Origin of the sequence: Microbacterium luteum (assembly GCF_015277875.1) — a bacterium.
GTDB lineage: Bacteria > Actinomycetota > Actinomycetes > Actinomycetales > Microbacteriaceae > Microbacterium > Microbacterium luteum.
Map to the genome: position 1 here is coordinate 798270 of NZ_CP063814.1, position 18588 is coordinate 816857.

The window sequence follows — 18588 nt, forward strand, 5'->3', positions numbered from 1 at the left end:
GGCGTCAGGGGGTGGGTTCGAGGGCCTGGAATGCGGCCCACAGCTCGGCGCGCACGGCGAAGGAGGCGAGGTCGCGCGCGAGCACCTTCTCGGCCGACGAGAGGCGGGCGCGCACGGTGTGGCGGTGCACGCCGAGGGCACGTGCGGTGGCTTCGTGCGAGCAGTCCGCACCGAGCCACGCACCCAGCGTCTCACGCAGCTCCGCGCCGTGGGCGGCGTCGTACGCCACGAGCGGGTGCAGGGCTGCCGACGCCAGGGCGCGGGCATCCGCCGTGTCGAGAGCGGTGAGGATGCCGGCGCGGGCGACGTCGGCGAATCGGGTCACGCCGCGGTCGCCGCGGTCCCGGGCGACGCGGGCCTGCTCCATCGTTCGCGTGAAGGTGTCGTAGGTCGCGGGGGAGGCGACGCCGATGCGGCATCCGAACCGCTCCGCGACGTCGTCGAGCACATCGGTGCGCGATGCCGGTGCGACGATCACGAGGCCGTCGTCGCTCCGCCCGAAGAAGAGCGTGCCGCGGCGCTCGTCCGCCCGCACCTCGAGGTATTCGGCGAGCGCGTCGGACCAGGCGGCGCTCGCGTCGGTCACGGCGACCGCGAGGGGCGGTTCGGGCAGCGGCCCCCACACGTCTCGGGCGATGCGTCGTGCGGCGGCGGAGTCCTCGCCGCGCAGCGACTGCACCACCCCGGCCCGCAGTGCGCCCCGAGCGCGGGCGAGGTCGCCGTGCTGTTCGAGCGCGAGGCCGGCCATGGCGATCACGGCCGTGACGACCCCGCGCCCCTCGCGATCGAGGTCGCCGGCCGCGATCGCGATGACCCCGCGCAGGTGTCCGCCGCGCCCGAGCGTCTGCAGGGTGAACGGGGTCGCGCCGATTCGCAGGGACGACCCGGCGCGTGCCCCGCGCCGCAGCACTGCGCCGATCTCCTCCCGCAGCGCGGTCGCCGTCGCGGGCTCGAGGCCGTTCGCGGGATGCTGCCGGGAGAGCTCGCCGGCGGCATCGAACAGGCCGACCCAGGCGCCGAGCTGACGCGCGAGCTCGGCGACGGTCGCCCCGAGCCCATCGGGCCGGAGCGCGGCGAGGGCGATGGCGCGCTGCGCCGACAGCGCCCACGTGCGGCGGGCGTAGGAGGTGGCCGCGACATCTTCGGCGTTCGCTCGGGCGACGGCGATGAACGGCGTGCGGTAGGGCACCTCGAACAGCGGCATGCCCGCGGCCCGGCAGGCGTCGATCAGCGGGGTGGGAACGCCGTCGCGCACGACTTCGGTGCCGAATCCCACGCCGGCCACGCCTCGGTCGGCCAGTCGCGCGACGTACGGCGCGTAGGCGTCGTCGGTGACGCCGTCGAACTGGCGTCCGGTCGTCAGGAGCACGAGTCCCTCCGACAGGAACGGCGTGGGATCGGCCAGGTCGCTGGAGTGCACCCAGCGCACCTCGCGCTCCAGCTGCTCCTCGTCGACGGTGTCCAGGAAGCGCAGAGACAGATCGCCGCGACGCAGCAGCGAGGCGACGGTGGGGTGCGTCGGGGCGGTGGGCATGCTGCCTCCTTGGATGCTGTACGGCTCGTATAGGTTCGCATCAAGAATGTACATCGCGGCCGGTGCGAGCGATGGTGCCGTGCTCCTACGCTCGCCCCCATGAGCACCACTGCCCTCGAGACCGTGCCCGTCGGCGGACCCACCCTTCCTCAAGAGCGCCGTCTCGTGACCGCGATCCCGGGTCCGGCGTCGCGGGCGCTGCTGCACCGCAAGGCGGCCGCCGTGAGTGCCGGTGTCGGTCACACGGTGCCCGTCGAAGCGGTCGCCGCCGGCGGCGGCGTCGTCGTGGATGCCGACGGCAACTCGCTCATCGACCTCGGATCCGGCATCGCCGTGACCACCGTGGGAAACGCCCATCCGGCCGTCGTGGCCGCGGTGCAGCAGCAGGTGGCGCAGTTCACGCACACGTGCTTCATGATCTCGCCCTACGAGTCCTACGTCGCGGTGGCGGAGGCCCTCAACCGGCTCACCCCCGGCGACCACGAGAAGAAGAGCGCCCTGTTCAACTCGGGCGCGGAGGCCGTCGAGAACGCGGTGAAGATCGCGCGCAAGCACACCGGTCGCCCCGCCGTGGTGGCGTTCGATCACGCCTACCACGGCCGTACGAACCTCACCATGGCCCTCACGGCGAAGGCGATGCCCTACAAGAGCGGCTTCGGTCCGTTCGCCGGCGAGGTCTACCGCGCGCCGGTGTCCTATCCGTATCGCGACGGACTGTCGGGGCCGGAAGCCGCCGCCCGCGCCATCTCGCAGATCGAGAAGCAGGTCGGCGCGGAGAACCTCGCGGCGGTGGTCATCGAGCCCATCCAGGGCGAGGGCGGATTCATCGTTCCCGCCGACGGCTTCCTGCCCGCCCTCGTCGACTGGTGCCGCGCGAACGGCGTCGTCTTCATCGCCGACGAGGTGCAGACCGGCTTCGCCCGCACCGGTGCGATGTTCGCGAGCGATCTGTTCGGCATCGTCCCCGACCTCGTCACGACCGCCAAGGGAATCGCCGGGGGACTGCCGCTGGCGGCTGTCACCGGCCGCGCCGAGATCATGGACGCCTCGCACCTCGGCGGCCTCGGCGGAACCTACGGCGGGAATCCGATCGCCTGCGCGGCGGCCCTCGCCGCGATCGAGAGCTTCGAGCACGACGCCCTCGCGCATCGTGCCGACGAGATCGGCGGGATCCTGCGCGATCGCCTCGCCGCTATCCAGGCGGGCGATGCGCGCCTGGGCGAGGTCCGCGGACGTGGCGCGATGGTCGCGGCGGAGTTCGTCGACCCGGCGACCGGCGCGCCCGACGCGGCCCTGACGACCGCGGTCGCGAAGGCCTGCATCGCCGAGGGCGTGATCGTCCTCACGTGCGGCACGTACGGCAACGTGCTGCGATTCCTTCCGCCCCTGTCGATCGGCGACGACCTGCTGCACGAGGCGATGGACGTGCTCGCGCGCGAGATCGACGCCGCCGAGTCGGGCACGGCGCCGCGACTGAGCGACGACGACGCACCGAGACCCGACGCCGACTGACGACTCTCGCCGGCCCGCGGAAGGGGACGCGGGGCCGGCGATCACGACATCCCCATGCGAAGGAGCACGATGCGCGAACTCACCCGCGATGTGGTGGTCGTCGGTGCCGGTGCGGCGGGTCTGACGGCTGCGCACGAACTGAAGAAGGCCGGTCTCTCGGTGGCCGTCCTGGAGGCCCGCGATCGCGTCGGCGGACGGCTGTGGACGGATGAGATCGACGGCGCGATGCTCGAGATCGGCGGTCAATGGGTCTCGCCCGATCAGGATGCGCTCATCGAGACCATCGCCGAGCTCGGGCTGTCGACGTTCTCCCGATATCGCGAGGGCGACAGCGTCTACGTCGGCCCGGACGGGGTCGCCCGCCGCTTCACCGGAGAAATGTTCCCGGTGTCGGCGGAGACCGAGCGCGTCATCGCCGAGCTCACCGAGCGCCTGGATGCGATGGTCGCCGAGATCGATCCCGATCGGCCCTGGGCGCACGAGAGGGCGGCCGAATGGGACCGCATTTCCTGGGACGCGTGGCTCCGCGAGCAGACGGACGACGACGAGGCGGTGCGCAACCTCGCCTTCGCGACGGGCTCGGCGATGCTGACGAAGCCCACCCACACCTTCTCGCTGCTGCAGTCGCTCCTGATGGCCGCGTCGGCCGGGTCGTACTCGAATCTGGTCGACGCGGACTTCATCCTCGACAAGCGCGTCGTCGGCGGACTGCAGCAGGTTCCGCTGCTGCTGGCCGAGCGGCTGGGGGACGACGTCATCCTGGGCGCCCCCGTGAGCGCGCTCGAATGGGCCGGCGACACCGTGACGGCGAGCGCCGAGGGCGTGACGGTGAAGGCGAGGCACGCGGTGCTCGCGCTCGCGCCGGTGCTGTACGACCGGATCACGTTCGTCCCGCCGCTGCCGCGTCTGCAGCATCAGATGCACCAGCACCTGTCGATGGGGTTCGTCATCAAGGTGCACGCCGTATACGACCGGCCGTTCTGGCGTGACCAGGGCCTGTCCGGCACCGCGTTCAGTCCGTACGAGCTCGCCCACGAGGCCTACGACAACACCAACCACGGCGATCCGCGCGGCACGCTCGTCGGATTCGTCTCCGACCGCACTGCCGACGACCTCTTCCGGCTGTCGGATGCGGAGCGCAAGGAGCGCATCCTGGAGTCTCTGTCGCACTACTACGGGCCCGAGGCGAAGAACCCGGTCGTGTACTACGAGAGCGACTGGGGCAGCGAGGAGTGGACGCGCGGCGCCTACGCCGCCAGCTTCGACCTCGGCGGGCTCGAGCGCTACGGCGCGGACCTTCGCACCCCGGTCGGGCCGATCCGATTCGCCTGCAGCGACATCGCCGGTGCGGGCTTCCAGCACGTCGACGGTGCCATCCGAATGGGCCGCCTCGTCGCCGCCGACATCGTCGCCGAGGACCGGTCATGACCGCGCACGTCGTCGTCGGGTACACCGCGACCGACACCGGGGCCGACGCCGTCGCGCTCGGCGCGCGCCTGGCCCGTGCCACCGGCGCCGTGCTCGAGATCGTCGTCGTGCTCCCGGCAGAGGGACGCAGCGTCATCACCCCGACCAACCCCGGATACGAGCGATACCTGCACGAGCAGGCGCAGGCGTGGCTGCGGGAGGCGGCCGACCGTGCACCCGACGGTGTCCAGGTGCGCACGCACGTGCGCGACGACGAGTCGTTCGCGTCGGGCCTCATCGCCGCCGCCCACGACCTCGGCGCGTCGCACATCGTCATCGGCGCCGGCCGCGGCGGTTTGCGCGGGCGTCACCGGCTCGGGTCGGTGGCCACCGAGCTGCTGCACTCGTCCGACGTTCCGGTCGCGCTGGCGCCCCGAGGCGTCCGCGACCTCGACGCGACACGTCCCCTCGACCGGGTCACCGCCGCGATCGGCATGCGACCCGGCGCCGACGTGCTCATGGGGGCAGCCATCGACCTGGCACGTGCGAGCGGCGCTCCGCTGCGCCTGCTCTCGCTGGTCACCGTCGACCTGCCGCCCACCGTCGACACCGGTGTCATCCGGATCGCGGGAGCCGCGCACGCCGACGAAGTGCTCGTCGCCGCTCGCGCAGACCTGCCCGCAGATGTGCGGGCCGACGTCGTGGTCGGGCAGGGCGAGTCCATCGAAGACGCCGTCGCCGCGCTGGAGTGGACCCCGGGTGAAGTCGCCCTCGTCGGTTCCAGCCGCCTCGCCCAGCCCCGACGGCTGTTCCTCGGTTCGACTGCGGCGAAGATGCTGCACGAACTGCCCGTCCCCATGATCGTGGTGCCGCGCACGCGCACCGCCCCGACCCAGGAAGGAGGGCGGCGATGAGCGTATCCGGTGGCGCCGCGCCCCTCGCCCCCGCCGCCGGCGACGACGCCGGCGGCATCTCCCGCAAGGGACTCTCCGCCGGCACCGTCGGCCTCATCGGTGCGGTCGTCATCGGCATCTCCTGCATCGCTCCCGCCTACACCCTCACCGCGGCCCTCGGGCCGACCGTGTCGGAGGTGGGCGTGCAGGTGCCGGCGATCATCCTCGTCGGGTTCATCCCGATGCTCCTGGTCGCCTTCGGGTACCGGGAGCTGAACCGGGAGATGCCCGACTCGGGAACCTCCTTCACCTGGGCGGCGCGCGCCTTCGGCCCGTGGGTGGGCTGGATGGCCGGATGGGGATTGGTGGCCGCGACGATCCTCGTGCTGTCCAATCTCGCCGGCATCGCCGTGGACTTCCTGTTCCTGCTCATCGCGCAGCTGAGCGGGGCGCCCGAGATCGCCGACCTCGCCGCGAACCCCGTCATCAACGTGATCGTGTGCCTGCTGTTCATGGCGGGGGCGACCTTCGTGTCCTATCGCGACATGCAGACGACGCAGAAGCTGCAGTACGTGCTCGTGGGCTTCCAGGTGCTCGTGCTGGTGCTGTTCGCCAGTGCCGCGCTGGTGGAGTTCTCCAACGGATCGGCGTTCGAGGCGACCCCGTTCGACCTGTCGTGGTTCAACCCGTTCGCGGTGTCGTCGTTCAGCGCCTTCGCGGCGGGGCTGTCGCTGTCGATCTTCATCTTCTGGGGGTGGGATGTGACCCTCACCATGAACGAGGAGACGAAGGACCCCGACAAGACGCCGGGGCGCGCGGCGACCCTCACGGTGGTGACGATCGTCATCCTCTACCTGCTCATCTCGGTGGCGCTGCTGATGTACGCGGGCACGGGGGAGGGCGAGTTCGGCCTCGGCAACCCCGACATCCAGGACAACGTCTTCTTCGCGCTCGCCGGGCCGATCCTCGGCCCCCTCGCGTTCCTCGTCTCGCTCGCGGTGCTCACCAGCTCGGCCTCGTCGCTGCAGTCGACGTTCGTGGGTCCGGCGCGCACCCTGCTCGCGATGGGGCACTACGGCGCCCTCCCGCGCCGCTTCGCGCAGGTCAGCCCGCGGTTCTTCACTCCCGGATTCGCGACCCTCGTCTCGGCGTTCGTCGCGTCGGCGTTCTACGCGGTGATGAGGTTCGTGAGCGAGAACGTGCTGTGGGACACGATCACGACGCTCGGCATGATGATCTGCTTCTACTACGGCATCACGGCCTTCGCGTGCGTGTGGTACTTCCGGCACCAGTGGTTCGACTCGGTGCGCAGCGCCGTCTTCACCCTGGTCTTCCCGCTCGTGGGCGGCATCATCCTCGCCGTGCTGTTCGTCACCACCCTGGTGGACTCGATGGATCCCGACTACGGCAGCGGCTCGTCGGTCGGCGGACTGGGCCTCGTCTTCGTGCTGGGGATGGTGATCATCGTCGTCGGTGTGGTGATCATGGTGTGGCAGGCCGTCAAACGCCCCGACTTCTTCCGCGGTCGCACCCTCTCGATGGCGGCCCCCGAGAGCCTCCGGCGCCGCCGGCGCTGACCGGCCGAACGAAAGGAATCACATGAGCGACTACGCCGTGGTCAACCCCGCCACCGGGGAGACCCTCGCCACGTATCCGACCATCGGCGACGCCGACCTCGACGCAGCGGTGGGCCGCGCCCACGCGGCCGCCCGGTCGTGGCGCGTCACCCCGCCCTCGGAGCGCGCTGCGGTGATCCGGCGCATCGCGGAGCTCCACCGGGAGCGCCGCGACGAGCTCGCCGCGATCATCGTGCGCGAGATGGGCAAGCCGCTGGCTGCAGCCGAGGGGGAGGTGGACTTCGCCGCCGACATCATCGAGTACTACGCCGACCACATCGACCAGATCACCGGCGACACCCCGATCGACATCCTCGGTGAGGGGACGGCGGTGATCCGCCGGGCGCCGATCGGTGTTCTGCTGGGCATCATGCCGTGGAATTTCCCGGCATACCAGGTGGCGAGGTTCGCCGCCCCGAATCTCGCGGTGGGCAACACCATCCTTCTCAAGCACGCTCCGCAGTGCCCGGAATCGTCGGCCGCGCTCGAGGCCATCTACATCGACGCCGGACTTCCGGACGGCGCCTACGTGAACCTCTACGCCACGAACGAGCAGGCAGCGGTCGTCATCGGCGACCCCCGCGTGCAGGGCGTGTCGGTGACGGGTTCCGAGCGGGCCGGGTCGGCGGTCGCCGAGGTCGCGGGCCGTCACCTCAAGAAGGTCGCTCTCGAGCTCGGCGGATCCGACCCCTTCATCCTGCTCTCCACCGACGACCTCGATGCGACCGTCAGCGCCGCCGTCGACGCGCGCATCGACAACAACGGTCAGGCGTGCAACGGGGCGAAGCGGTTCATCGTCGTGGACGAGCTCTACGACGCGTTCGTGGCGAAGTTCACCGCGGCGATGGCGGCGACCGTGATGGGAGACCCGTTCGCGGCGGACACGGTGCTCGGCCCACTGTCGTCGTCGGCGGCGGCGGATCGTCTGCAGGAGCAGATCGACCGCGCCGTGGCGCAGGGTGCGACGCTCACGACGGGCGGCACGCGGGAGGGCGCCTACATCGCGCCCACGGTGCTCACCGACGTGACCAGCGACATGGACGTCTATGGCGAGGAGCTGTTCGGCCCAGCGGGCGTCGTCTATCGTGCGGCCGATGAGGACGACGCCGTGCGGATCGCCAACGACACGGCTTTCGGTCTGGGCTCGTACGTGTTCACCACCGACGCGGAGCAGGCCGAACGGGTGGCCGATCGCATCGACGCCGGCATGGTCTACGTCAACCTGGTGCTCGCCGATTCGCCGGAGCTCCCGTTCGGCGGCATCAAGCGTTCGGGCACGTCGCGCGAGCTCGGTCTGCTGGCGGCAGACGAGTTCGTGAACAAGAAGCTCATCCGCATCGCCTGACGCGCTGGCCCCCTGGCGCGCGCCGTGCGCCGGGGGCAGGATGGGGTCATGAACGAGTTCGGCGACGCGGTCACGATCCTCGACGAGCACGAGTGCTGGGAGCATCTGACATCCCACCAGCTGGGTCGTCTGGTCACCCATGTCGGCGACGTCCTCGACATCTTCCCCGTCAACTACGTCCTGGACGGACGCTCGCTGGTGTTCCGCACCGCTGAGGGCAGCAAGCTGCTGGAGCTCACGGTCAACGACCACGTGCTCTTCGAAGTCGACCACTGGACCGACGACCGTGCGTGGAGCGTGGTCGTGCGCGGTCACGCCCGTCGGCTGGATGCGCTCGACGAGGTCGAGGCGGCGGATCGGCTCCCGCTCAAGCCGTGGATACCGACGGTGAAGTACAACTACGTGCGCGTCGTTCCCGCGGAGCTCACCGGCCGCGCGTTCGCGCGCGGGGAAGAGCCCGATCGCGACGCCGTGCAGCCGGGCTGAGGCGGGTGCGGCGCCATCCGCGCGGGTGAGGCCGGGTTCGCCGGTCGTGTGGGCATGCCGTACACTGGGGAGAGCAGGACTTTTCTGCATTCTTTCGCCGTGCCCGCCGTGCGGGTCGCATCCTCTCGATCGGAAGCGGGCGAGGAGTGTGGAACCTCGGGGCTCGCGAGAGTCTCTAGGGCGGTAGCTCAATTGGCAGAGCAGCGGTCTCCAAAACCGCAGGTTGCAGGTTCGATTCCTGTCCGCCCTGCGCGTCAGCGCAAGCTGACACACGGAAGATACAACAGGTGGGTTGATGGTCCAGGACGAACCGAAGGGCGAGATCGTCGCGTCGAGCGACGGGCCGCGCGAGAAGAAGCCGAACGTCTTCGCGCGCATCGCCCTGTTCATCCGTCAGGTCTTCGCCGAACTGCGCAAGGTCGTCACGCCGACGCGCAAGGAGCTGGTGAAGTACACGGCGGTCGTGCTGGGCTTCGTCGTCGTCATGATGGCGATCGTCTACGGTCTCGACGTGCTCTTCGCCTGGACGACGCAGGTCGTCTTCGGCGTTCCCGACGGCGCCTGATCCCACCGGTCGAACAGCGGGTGGTGTGCGCCTGGTGCGCCCACCGACACGGAAGAGAAGCAATTGTCTGAAAGATATGTCGACGACGCCGACTGGGCGACCGCCGCGGAGCAGTCCTCCGAGGACGACGAGGCCCAGGAGGGCAACGAGCTCGCGCGCGAGGAGCAGGCCAGCACGTCGGCGGAGCACGTCGCCATCCACGTCGTCGACGAGTCAGCCGACGACGACACCGACACCTCGCTGGACGATGTGGACACCACCGACCCGGAAGCAGACGCCATCGTGAACGACGCTCTGAACATCGACCGCACCGACGAGGCCGAGGCCGCCGCCGAGGTGCTCACCGACTCGCTCGCCGAGGAGGAGACCGAGCGCGAGGCCGAGGCCGCCGACGAGGTCGCCCCCTACGACGGTCCCGACGTGAACGGTGACGAGGACGAGCCCGCCGTCGACCCCGAGCTGGTGGCCGATGTCGCCGCCGCCGAGGCGATCGTCGACGAGGTCGAGGAGGACCCCTACGAGGCCTTCCGCGCCGAGCTCCGCTCGCTCGAGGGCAAGTGGTACGTCATCCACTCCTACGCCGGCTTCGAGCGCAAGGTGAAGGCCAACATCGAGCAGCGCAAGTCGACGCTCGAGGTCGAAGAGGACATCTACCAGATCGAGGTCCCCATGGAGGACGTCGTCGAGATCAAGAACGGGCAGCGCAAGATGGTCACGCGCGTCCGGATCCCCGGCTACGTGCTCGTGCGCATGGAGCTCAACGAGGACACCTGGTCGGTCGTGCGCCACACGCCGGGCGTCACCGGCTTCGTCGGCAACGCCCACAACCCGACGCCGCTGCGCTTCGAAGAGGCCTTCAACATGCTGAAGTCGCTCGTCGAGGTCAAGGAGACCACGCCCGCGAAGGGCTCCGCCGCGAAGGGGTCGCCGACGCAGGCGCGTACCGTTCAGGCCGAGGTCGACTTCGAGGTCGGCGAGACCATCACGATCAAGGAGGGCTCGTTCGCGGGTCTCCCCGGTTCGATCAGCGAGATCAAGCCCGAGAGCGGCAAGCTCACCGTGCTCGTCTCGCTCTTCGAGCGCGAGACCCCGGTCGAGCTGTCGTTCGACCAGGTCACGAAGATGGTCTGACACCCACAAGACTTCCCGTCCGCGGGATACCGCTGCCCGGAACCGTCGGGTCTGCGGGAGAGCAGGATGCGCAAGCCGCATCCGGTTCGATGAAAGGAAAAGGAAATGGCACCGAAGAAGAAGGTGACCGGCCTGATCAAGCTCCAGATCAACGCCGGTGCCGCCAACCCGGCGCCGCCGATCGGCCCCGCGCTCGGTCAGCATGGCGTCAACATCATGGAGTTCTGCAAGGCGTACAACGCCGCGACCGAGTCGCAGCGCGGCAACGTCATCCCGGTGGAGATCACCGTCTACGAGGACCGCAGCTTCACGTTCGTCCTCAAGACCCCTCCGGCCGCCGAGCTGATCAAGAAGGCCGCCGGCGTGCAGAAGGCCTCGGCCACGCCCCACACCGTCAAGGTGGGCAAGATCACCAAGGACCAGGTGCGCGAGATCGCCCAGGCCAAGCAGCCCGACCTCAACGCGAACGACATCGAGGCCGCCTCGAAGATCATCGCCGGCACCGCCCGTTCCATGGGCATCACGGTTGAGGACTGAGGGGAGTAACGAGAATGGCTACCAAGTCCAAGTCCTACGCAGCCGCAGCCTCGAAGATCGAGGACGGCAAGTTCTACACGCCTGCCGAGGCCGTCGCCCTGGCGAAGGAGACCGGCTCGGCGAAGTTCGACTCGACCGTCGAGGTCGCGCTCAAGCTCGCCGTCGACCCCCGCAAGGCCGACCAGATGGTGCGCGGCACCGTCATCCTGCCCCACGGCACCGGTAAGACCGCGCGCGTCATCGTCTTCGCGAACGGTCCGGCCGCCGAGGCCGCGATCGCCGCGGGCGCCGACGAGGTCGGCAGCACCGAGCTCATCGAGAAGGTCGCCGGCGGTTGGACCGATTTCGACGCGGCCGTCGCCACCCCGGAGCTGATGGGCCAGGTCGGTCGTCTCGGAAAGGTCCTCGGACCCCGCGGCCTCATGCCGAACCCCAAGACCGGCACGGTGACGCCGAACCCGGCCAAGGCCGTCGAGGAGATCAAGGGCGGAAAGATCGAGTTCCGCGTCGACAAGCACGCCAACGTGCACTTCATCGTCGGCAAGGCCTCGTTCTCGGCCGACCAGCTCGACGAGAACATCAAGGTCGCCCTCGAGGAGATCGTGCGCCTGAAGCCGTCGAGCTCGAAGGGCCGCTACATCCAGAAGGGCGCCGTGTCGACCACGTTCGGCCCCGGCATCCCGCTGGACGTCAACGCCATCTGAGCCACCGGCTGACCAGAACGGGTCCCTCCTTCCGGAGGGGCCCGTTCCGTCGTTCTGGGAGAATGACGACATGACCCCGCCCCCCGAGCTGTGGCGTGCATCCGCCGCCGAGATCGCGGACGCGGTGCGCGCGAGCGTGGTCTCCGCGAGCGAGATCGTGGCGGCGCACCTGGCGCGCATCCACGAGGAGAACCCGCTGGTCGGAGCTCTGACCACGGTGTTCGACGACCGCGCGCGCGATCGAGCTCGTCGTATCGACGCGCGCCTCGCTCGCGGGGAGGACCCGGGGCCGCTCGCGGGCGTGCCGTTCTCGGTGAAGGAGAACATCGACCTCACCTGGTCGGCGACCACGCACGGATGGCGCGGGGCTCGCGCGGCCGTGCCGGCGGACGACGCGACCGTCGTGGCGCGGATGCTCGCGGCCGGCGCCATCCCGCTCGGTCGCGGGAACATGCCCGACTTCGGCATGCGCTGGGAGACGGAGAACGACCTGTTCGGCCGCACCCGCAACCCGTGGTCCGCCGCGCACTCACCCGGCGGGTCGAGCGGGGGAGACGCGGTGGCGGTGGCCACGGGCATGGTCGCCGTGGGCCTCGGCAACGACTACGGCGGTTCGCTGCGCGTGCCGGCGAACGCCGTCGGGGTCACGGGCTTCCGCCCGACCGGCGGTCGGCTCGCCTCCTCGACAGCGCACCGGACCGAACCGGTGCCGCTGTCCATCCAACAGTTCTCCACCGCCGGGATCCTCACGCGGCACGTCGGCGACACCGACCTGGTGTTCGGGATCGTACACGGCGCCGACGGGCGTGATCCGTTCGCGGTCACGCGGCCGCACCCGCGGGGATACGACGGACCGCGCCGCGCGGCGATCATCCGCGACCCGTTCGGCGACGGCGAGAGCGACGAGAACGCGGCGGCCCTGGATGCGGCGGCGGAGTCGCTGGGACGAGCCGGCTGGGAACTCGTCGAGGTGCATCCGCCGCGTCTCGACGAAGCGGTGACCGGGTGGCGTCTGCTCTCGACGACCGAGATGCAGAACGCCTATGAGCCGAGCCGGTGGGATCCGCCCCTCGGGCGCGGTGCGGGGCGATTCCTGGAACTCGCGGGAGGCGCGCAGACCCACCTGGACACGGTCGAGGAATACGCCGCCGTCTGGGCGCGGCGCGCGGTGGTCGCCGCCGCCTGGCAGGATTTCGTGCGCGAGCATCCCGTGCTCATCGGCGCCGTCTCCGAGACCCGGCCGCCGCTCGCGGACGCCGACCTCGCCGACGCCGAGACCGCGGGATCTTGGTGGCGGCGGTACCGCTTGAGCGTCGCCGTCAATTACCTCGCGCTCCCGGCGATCGCGGTGCCGACGGGACGGGCCGCCGATGGGTTGCCGACCGGCGTGCAGGCGATCTCGGGTGCCGGCGCAGACCATGTCGCGTTCGCGGCGGCTCGCGACATCGAAGCGGCGTGCGGCGTGCAGACGCCCGTCACACCACGTTGACGGGGAGCGATAGAGGGCCTCACCCGGTCCGTCGCACCTGGAATCCCCCGGCGCCCTCGAGTGGCGCATCCGACACGACCCGTTCGCGTACGTGGGAGCCCGGCGGCCCCTGATCCATCCAGGCCAGCATCGAGGTGACCTGTTCCTCGCTGCCCTCGATCTCGGCCTCGACCGTTCCGTCGGGGCGGTTGCGGATCCACCCGGCGACGCCGATCCGCTCGGCGACGCCGCGCGCGGTGTAGCGGTATCCCACCCCCTGTACGTCGCCGCTGACGATGACGTGCACACGCTTCATCCGCTCATCCTGCCCTGAGCACGCGCGCCGCGCCAGGGTCGGAGACGGGATGCGGCGGAGTCAGTGGGGCAGCACGAGGCTGATCCCCAGCGCGATCATGATGACCGCGAACGCCGTGTCGAGCACGCGCCAAACGCGCGGGCGTGCCAGCCAGCGACTGAGGAGCCTCGCTCCGAAGGCGAGTGCGGAGAACCAGATCGCGCTGCCGAGCATGGCGCCGGCGGCGAAGACCCAGCGCTGGTCGCCGTGCGTGGTGGCGATGGACCCGAGGAGGAAGACGGTGTCGAGGTAGACGTGCGGGTTGAGCCAGGTGAGCGCGAGCACCGTGAGGACGATGGTCCGCGTGCGGGTCGCGGTGGCCGTGGTACTCGCTCCGGGGGTCGGGGTGGATGCCGTGCCGACGGCCGCGAGTCCGTCCGAGGCGGGGCGGAACGCCCGCCGCAGGGCGAGCAGCCCGTAGCCGACGAGAAAAGCCGCTCCCACCCACCGGACCACGCCGATGAGACCCGGGAGAGCATTCAGGAGCGCTCCGATGCCCGACACCCCCACGGCGATGAGCACCGCATCCGACAGCGTGCAGATCGTCGCGACCAGAAGCACGTGCTGACGCTTCAGCCCCTGGCGCAGCACGAACAGGTTCTGCGCGCCGATGGCGATGATGAGCGACAGCCCGAGGGCGATCCCAGCGAGGAAGGAGTCGATCACGACTCGACGCTATGCTCGGCGTGACAGGAAGTACAGCGAATGATTCTTACCAAACATGAGCGGAGCTTATGGTGCAGATTCCTCTCGAGGGAGCCGAGACGCTGGCGGCGATCGTCGACGAAGGCAGCATGGATGCCGCAGCGAGGCGTCTGCGCGTCACGCCCTCGGCGGTGAGCCAGCGGGTCAAGGCCCTCGAGGAGCTGGTCGGACGGGTGCTGCTCGTGCGGGCGAAGCCGCCGCGCGTAACGGACGCCGGCGGGGTGGTCGTGCGTCTCGCCCGGCAGCTGTCCCTGGTGCAGCACGAGGCGGCCGTCGAGCTCGGCGTGGCGGCGGCCGATACCCGCGTGAGTGTGCCGATCGCGGTCAATGCGGACTCGCTGTCGACGTGGTTCCTCGCGCCCCTCGCACGCGTGGCGGATCAGCTCCCCGTCGTGTTCGACCTGCACCGAGACGATCAGGACCACACCGCGACCCTCCTCGAGCGCGGCAGCGTCATGGCGGCCGTCACCTCGTCTGCCGTCGCGGTGGCCGGGTGCCGTGCGCATCCGCTCGGCGCGCTGCGGTATCTTCCCGTCGCCGCGCCGGGGTTCGCCGACGCCTGGTTGGGGGAGGGGAAGGCCGGCAAGGCCGGCTTCACGGCCGCGCCGGTGGTGAACTACGACCGACGGGACGAGTTGCAGAACCGATGGCTGCGCGCGGCCGGGGTCGACCCGGCGGCCGTGCCGACCCATCTCGTGCCCGCCTCGGCCGACTTCGCCACGGCCATCGCGCTCGGACTCGGCTGGGGCATGCTGCCGGAGGCGCAGGCGCTTCCCCTGGTGCGCGCGGGCCGGCTCGTCGTGCTCGACGGTCCGCCGCTGGATGTGCCGTTGCACTGGCAGCAGTGGAACCTGCGCTCGCACGTGCTCGACCGGATCGCCGACGAGGTCTCGGCGGAGGCGACGCACGCGCTGCGCCGTGCGTGACGAGCGTCAGTCGTCGCCGATGCGCAGCACGCTCTTTCCGCGGGTGTGGCCGCGCTCCAGTTCGCGATGGGCGGTGGCGGCCTCGTCGAGGCTGTAGACGCGGTCGATGTACACCTGGATCGCACCCGACTCGAGGAGGCGTGCGATCGTCGCCAGGGCGTTGCCGTCAGGCAGCACCTTGTACGAGGTCGCGCGGACGCCCGCCTCGGCGGCGGCCTCCGCGTAGCCGGGCCAGGAGCCGGTGGGCACCATGATGTACAGGCCGCCGGGCCGCAGCACCGACAGCGACCGGGTGCCGGTGCTGCCATCGGCGTTGCCCACGAGGTCGATGACGACATCCATGTCGCCGACGACCTCGTCGAAGCGGGTGGAGGAGTAGTCGATCACCACCGAGGCCCCGAGCTCGCGCAGCCACGTGGCGTTGGGGCCCGAGGCGGTGGCGGTCACGTGCGCGCCGAAATACGCCGCGAACTGCACCGCGAAGTGACCCACCCCGCCGCTGCCGGCGTGGATCAGCACCCGTTGACCCTCGTGGGCATGCGCGGTCTCGACGACCAGGCCCCACGCGGTGAGGGCCGCGAGCGGCACGCCGGCCGCCTCCACGTGCGAGAGCGTGCTGGGCTTGCGGGCCACCGACAGCGTCGGCACCACCGCGTACTCGGCGTAGGTGCCCCCCGATCGGGGGAAGGGCACCATCCCGTACACCTCGGTTCCCGGCGGGAAGGGATGCGCCTCATACGGCGCGTTCATCACGACGCCGCTGAAGTCGAAGCCGAGCGTGCTCGGCAGGGCGGTGATCGCGCCCGATACGCCGCGTCCCGCGCGCGTCTTCGCGTCGATGGGGTTCACGCCGGCGGCGACCACCCGCACGAGCAGTTCGCTGATGACGGGAGCCGGTACGGGGAGAGTGGCCGTGTGGAGCACATCCGGATCTCCCGTCTCGTCGAAGACGACGGCTCGCATCGTCTCGGGCGGATCCGGCAGCGCGATCTCGCGCGCCACGGATATCGGTCGCAGCGGCCGGAACTTCATCGGTCGCCCCCTCCCTGCGTGCCGACATCGGCACTCGTGTTGCCTGTGGGAACAGTCAACCGCGAGATTGTCTCGACCGTGTTACGACGCGGTCACCGTGCCGCTAAGGAGTGTCGGCGTCCTCGCGCAGGGCGCGGAGGAGGCGGGTGAGGGTGTGGATGTCATCGACGTCCCAGGTCGACATGCGGCGCATGAGCGAATTGCGCTGCGGGTCGCGAGCGGTCTCGAGCCGGCGTAACCCCTCCTCGGTCGGGGCGAGCAGGCTCACCCTGCCGTCCTCCGGATCGGGCGAGCGGTGGATGAGGCCCCGTCGTTCGAGGTCGCGCACCGTCCTGCTGACCTGGGCCTTGTCGGCTAAGAGCGCCTCGCCCAGCGCGGAGCTGGAGACCGGGGCCATGCGGGTGATCGTCGTGAAGGTCTTGTAGGCGCCCGGGAGCATGCCGGGGCTCACACGCGCGGCCTGTTCGGCGAGCAGAACGCGGAATTGCGCGATCAGCTGCCCGAACTCCGCCTCGAGAGCGCGCGTGGCGGCGACGTGGGCGTCGCTGGTCGCGACGTCGTGCGCCGCCGCCCCGGGTCCCGGTTCCGATCCGCTCATCGCTGTCGACCCTAGCGGCGCTCGCGGCCGGCGTCGGTGTCGCGCGGCTCCGCCGGCGCGGACGGCGTGGTGATCGTGCCGGTGGCGGCCAGCGCATCCATCCCCTCGCTCACCGAGACGGTGGCGAGGTCGGCCTCGGTCGCCTCGATCCGCTCGCTCGTGGTCATGCGCGTGAGCGGCACGTTCGGCAGGAAGGCGATCGCGATGAGGCTCACCACCGCGACGGGCACGGCGATGAGGAACGCGTGCGCGATCGAGGTCGCGTACACGTCTTCGAAGATCACCCGCAGGCTCTCCGGCAGCGTCGCGACCTGCGGGATCGTTCCCGACTGCAGCTGGGCGGCGATCTGCGCACCGTCGGCCCCGAGTGCCGCGAGGGCCGCACCGATGTCGTTCTGGCGCTCGGCGACGAGGTTCGATGCCGAACTCGCGAGCGTGGCTCCCATCACCGAGACGCCCACCGTGCCGCCGAGCGACCGGAAGAACGTCACGCCGGAACTGGCCACGCCCATCTCCGTGGGGCGTGCGGTGTTCTGCACGATGAGGACCAGGTTCTGCATCGTCGTGCCGACGCCCGCGCCCAGCAGGAACATGTACAGCGACACGAGGGCGAAGTTCGTGTCGTAGTGGATGGTCGACAGGGTGTACGAACCGGCGATCAGGAGCACGGCCCCGGCGATGAGGTACGGCTTCCAGTGCCCGTGCCGCGTGATGAGCGCTCCGACGACGACGGATGCGAGCAGCAGGCCCGCGATCATCGGGATCGTCATGACACCGGCCTCGGTGGGCGTGGCGCCTCGAGCCATCTGCATGTACTGGCTGAGGAACACCGACGTGCCGAACATCGCGATTCCCGTCGCGATCGAGGCGACCACGGCGAGGGTGAAGGTGCGGTTGCGGAACAGCGTCAGGGGCACGAGGGGTTCGGTCGAGCGGAGTTCGACGACGACGAAGAGCACGCCCGCGACGACGGCTCCGCCGACCATGAGGATCGTCTCCGTGCTCCACCAGTCATAGGACGTGCCGGCGTTGGTGACCCAGATGAGCAGCAGCGAGACGGCGGTGCTCAGGAGCACGATGCCGACGTAGTCGATGCGCACCCGCTTCTTGGGGCGGGTGGGAAGGTGCAGCGTGCGCTGCTGGATGATGAGTGCGGCCACGGCGAAGGGGAGGGCGATGAAGAAGTTCCAGCGCCAGTTCAGCGTGTCGGTGACGACGCCGCCGAGGAGCGGCCCGCCGACGGTGGCGACGGCCATCACGGCGCCGAACAGGCCCATGTAGCGGCCGCGCTCGCGCGGGCTGATGATGTCGGCCATGATCACCTGGCTGAGCGCGGCGAGCCCACCGGCGCCGATGCCCTGCACCGCGCGGCACGCGATGAGCATGGTGGTGTCCTGCGAGAACCCGGCGGCCGCGGTGGAGAGCACGAAGATCGCGATGGCGATCTGGATGAGCATCTTGCGGTCGAACAGATCGGCGAGCTTGCCCCAGATGGGGGTCGAGATCGCGGTCGTGAGCAGGGTGGCCGTCACCACCCAGGTGTAGGCGGCCTGATCCCCGCCGAGGTCGTGGATGATGACCGGCAGCGAGGTGGAGACGACCGTCGAGGCGAGCATCGACACGAACATCCCGAGCAGCAGGCCGATGAGGGCCTGGAGTACTCGGCGACGGTCGCGCGGCGTGGTGGCGGATTCGGAGAGGGGTTGCGACATGAGGACCTCGTGACGAAGAGCGGAACGCGGCGGCGACGGTGACGCGCAAAGGTTGATCTGCG

At 70.3% G+C, this 18588-nt stretch carries 18 protein-coding genes and 1 tRNA gene; 13 read left to right on the top strand and 6 right to left on the bottom strand.

The genetic code is table 11. The features are described 5' to 3' along the window. Positions 1-4: 4 nt before the first annotated feature. The gene (locus tag IM777_RS03895; RefSeq protein WP_194384725.1) at positions 5-1534 is read right to left on the bottom strand and encodes a PucR family transcriptional regulator; all 1530 of its coding nucleotides are present in this window, start codon (positions 1532-1534) and stop codon (positions 5-7) included. Between the two features lie 99 nt (positions 1535-1633). Between IM777_RS03895 and gabT the strand changes: the two genes are divergently transcribed. The 12 genes from gabT (at position 1634) to IM777_RS03955 (ending at position 13219) form a co-directional block, all read left to right on the top strand. Further along, positions 1634-3046 carry a 4-aminobutyrate--2-oxoglutarate transaminase gene (gene gabT / locus IM777_RS03900; RefSeq protein ID WP_194384726.1) on the top strand — a complete coding sequence of 471 codons (1413 nt, stop codon included), beginning with the start codon at positions 1634-1636 and terminating at the stop codon, positions 3044-3046. A 69-nt stretch (positions 3047-3115) separates the two neighbouring features. Next, positions 3116-4474, top strand: coding sequence for a flavin monoamine oxidase family protein (locus IM777_RS03905; RefSeq protein ID WP_194384727.1), 1359 nt, complete (start codon positions 3116-3118; stop codon positions 4472-4474). Continuing rightward, complete coding sequence (locus tag IM777_RS03910; RefSeq protein WP_194384728.1) at positions 4471-5367, top strand: universal stress protein; 897 nt, start codon at positions 4471-4473, stop codon at positions 5365-5367. The genes IM777_RS03905 and IM777_RS03910 overlap by 4 nt, the downstream gene beginning before the upstream one ends. Continuing rightward, positions 5364-6923 carry an APC family permease gene (locus IM777_RS03915; RefSeq protein ID WP_194384729.1) on the top strand — a complete coding sequence of 520 codons (1560 nt, stop codon included), beginning with the start codon at positions 5364-5366 and terminating at the stop codon, positions 6921-6923. Before IM777_RS03910 ends, IM777_RS03915 begins: the two co-directional genes overlap by 4 nt. Before the next feature lie 22 nt (positions 6924-6945). Beyond that, complete coding sequence (locus tag IM777_RS03920) at positions 6946-8307, top strand: NAD-dependent succinate-semialdehyde dehydrogenase (RefSeq protein WP_194384730.1); 1362 nt, start codon at positions 6946-6948, stop codon at positions 8305-8307. A gap of 48 nt (positions 8308-8355) precedes the next feature. Further along, positions 8356-8793, top strand: a complete 438-nt coding sequence (locus IM777_RS03925; protein ID WP_194384731.1) for a pyridoxamine 5'-phosphate oxidase family protein — start codon at positions 8356-8358, stop codon at positions 8791-8793. Between the two features lie 177 nt (positions 8794-8970). Further along, positions 8971-9043, top strand: a tRNA-Trp gene (locus IM777_RS03930). 45 nt (positions 9044-9088) lie between these two features. Continuing rightward, complete coding sequence (gene secE, locus IM777_RS03935; protein WP_194384732.1) at positions 9089-9358, top strand: preprotein translocase subunit SecE; 270 nt, start codon at positions 9089-9091, stop codon at positions 9356-9358. Between the two features lie 63 nt (positions 9359-9421). After that, the gene (gene nusG, locus IM777_RS03940) at positions 9422-10489 is read left to right on the top strand and encodes a transcription termination/antitermination protein NusG (protein WP_071043780.1); all 1068 of its coding nucleotides are present in this window, start codon (positions 9422-9424) and stop codon (positions 10487-10489) included. Positions 10490-10594: 105 nt separating this feature from the next. After that, positions 10595-11026: a 50S ribosomal protein L11 gene (gene rplK, locus IM777_RS03945; RefSeq protein WP_071043779.1), complete on the top strand. Its 432-nt coding sequence runs from the start codon at positions 10595-10597 to the stop codon at positions 11024-11026. Positions 11027-11040: 14 nt separating this feature from the next. Then, positions 11041-11730: a 50S ribosomal protein L1 gene (rplA, locus tag IM777_RS03950; protein ID WP_071043778.1), complete on the top strand. Its 690-nt coding sequence runs from the start codon at positions 11041-11043 to the stop codon at positions 11728-11730. A 70-nt stretch (positions 11731-11800) separates the two neighbouring features. Continuing rightward, positions 11801-13219 carry an amidase gene (locus tag IM777_RS03955; protein WP_194384733.1) on the top strand — a complete coding sequence of 473 codons (1419 nt, stop codon included), beginning with the start codon at positions 11801-11803 and terminating at the stop codon, positions 13217-13219. 19 nt (positions 13220-13238) lie between these two features. Here IM777_RS03955 and IM777_RS03960 read toward each other — a convergent pair whose 3' ends face one another. Together IM777_RS03960 and IM777_RS03965 are read right to left on the bottom strand one after the other, a co-directional pair. Beyond that, positions 13239-13514, bottom strand: a complete 276-nt coding sequence (locus IM777_RS03960; RefSeq protein ID WP_194384734.1) for an acylphosphatase — start codon at positions 13512-13514, stop codon at positions 13239-13241. A gap of 60 nt (positions 13515-13574) precedes the next feature. Next, on the bottom strand, positions 13575-14219 hold the full coding sequence (locus IM777_RS03965; protein ID WP_228480947.1) for a LysE/ArgO family amino acid transporter: 645 nt from the start codon (positions 14217-14219) through the stop codon (positions 13575-13577). A 68-nt stretch (positions 14220-14287) separates the two neighbouring features. Here IM777_RS03965 and IM777_RS03970 point away from each other — a divergent pair, with 68 nt between their 5' ends. Further along, positions 14288-15184, top strand: a complete 897-nt coding sequence (locus IM777_RS03970; protein ID WP_194384735.1) for a LysR family transcriptional regulator ArgP — start codon at positions 14288-14290, stop codon at positions 15182-15184. Between the two features lie 6 nt (positions 15185-15190). Here IM777_RS03970 and IM777_RS03975 read toward each other — a convergent pair whose 3' ends face one another. From IM777_RS03975 to IM777_RS03985, 3 genes are all read right to left on the bottom strand, one after another. Further along, a complete protein-coding gene (locus IM777_RS03975; protein WP_194384736.1) occupies positions 15191-16216 on the bottom strand; it encodes an NADP-dependent oxidoreductase in 1026 nt (341 codons plus the stop codon). A 103-nt stretch (positions 16217-16319) separates the two neighbouring features. After that, positions 16320-16814: a MarR family winged helix-turn-helix transcriptional regulator gene (locus tag IM777_RS03980; protein WP_194384737.1), complete on the bottom strand. Its 495-nt coding sequence runs from the start codon at positions 16812-16814 to the stop codon at positions 16320-16322. 11 nt (positions 16815-16825) lie between these two features. After that, positions 16826-18526, bottom strand: a complete 1701-nt coding sequence (locus IM777_RS03985) for an MDR family MFS transporter (RefSeq protein WP_194384738.1) — start codon at positions 18524-18526, stop codon at positions 16826-16828. Positions 18527-18588: the final 62 nt, after the last annotated feature.

What these genes read in the sequence shown, in the direction of transcription:
- IM777_RS03895 (WP_194384725.1), bottom strand. Translation starts at nt 1,534, where the DNA reads ATGCCCACCGCCCCGACGCACCCCACCGTCGCCTCGCTGCTGCGTCGC.
- gabT (WP_194384726.1), top strand. Translation starts at nt 1,634, where the DNA reads ATGAGCACCACTGCCCTCGAGACCGTGCCCGTCGGCGGACCCACCCTT.
- IM777_RS03905 (WP_194384727.1), top strand. Translation starts at nt 3,116, where the DNA reads ATGCGCGAACTCACCCGCGATGTGGTGGTCGTCGGTGCCGGTGCGGCG.
- IM777_RS03910 (WP_194384728.1), top strand. Translation starts at nt 4,471, where the DNA reads ATGACCGCGCACGTCGTCGTCGGGTACACCGCGACCGACACCGGGGCC.
- IM777_RS03915 (WP_194384729.1), top strand. Translation starts at nt 5,364, where the DNA reads ATGAGCGTATCCGGTGGCGCCGCGCCCCTCGCCCCCGCCGCCGGCGAC.
- IM777_RS03920 (WP_194384730.1), top strand. Translation starts at nt 6,946, where the DNA reads ATGAGCGACTACGCCGTGGTCAACCCCGCCACCGGGGAGACCCTCGCC.
- IM777_RS03925 (WP_194384731.1), top strand. Translation starts at nt 8,356, where the DNA reads ATGAACGAGTTCGGCGACGCGGTCACGATCCTCGACGAGCACGAGTGC.
- secE (WP_194384732.1), top strand. Translation starts at nt 9,089, where the DNA reads ATGGTCCAGGACGAACCGAAGGGCGAGATCGTCGCGTCGAGCGACGGG.
- rplK (WP_071043779.1), top strand. Translation starts at nt 10,595, where the DNA reads ATGGCACCGAAGAAGAAGGTGACCGGCCTGATCAAGCTCCAGATCAAC.
- rplA (WP_071043778.1), top strand. Translation starts at nt 11,041, where the DNA reads ATGGCTACCAAGTCCAAGTCCTACGCAGCCGCAGCCTCGAAGATCGAG.
- IM777_RS03955 (WP_194384733.1), top strand. Translation starts at nt 11,801, where the DNA reads ATGACCCCGCCCCCCGAGCTGTGGCGTGCATCCGCCGCCGAGATCGCG.
- IM777_RS03960 (WP_194384734.1), bottom strand. Translation starts at nt 13,514, where the DNA reads ATGAAGCGTGTGCACGTCATCGTCAGCGGCGACGTACAGGGGGTGGGA.
- IM777_RS03970 (WP_194384735.1), top strand. Translation starts at nt 14,288, where the DNA reads ATGGTGCAGATTCCTCTCGAGGGAGCCGAGACGCTGGCGGCGATCGTC.
- IM777_RS03975 (WP_194384736.1), bottom strand. Translation starts at nt 16,216, where the DNA reads ATGAAGTTCCGGCCGCTGCGACCGATATCCGTGGCGCGCGAGATCGCG.
- IM777_RS03980 (WP_194384737.1), bottom strand. Translation starts at nt 16,814, where the DNA reads ATGAGCGGATCGGAACCGGGACCCGGGGCGGCGGCGCACGACGTCGCG.
- IM777_RS03985 (WP_194384738.1), bottom strand. Translation starts at nt 18,526, where the DNA reads ATGTCGCAACCCCTCTCCGAATCCGCCACCACGCCGCGCGACCGTCGC.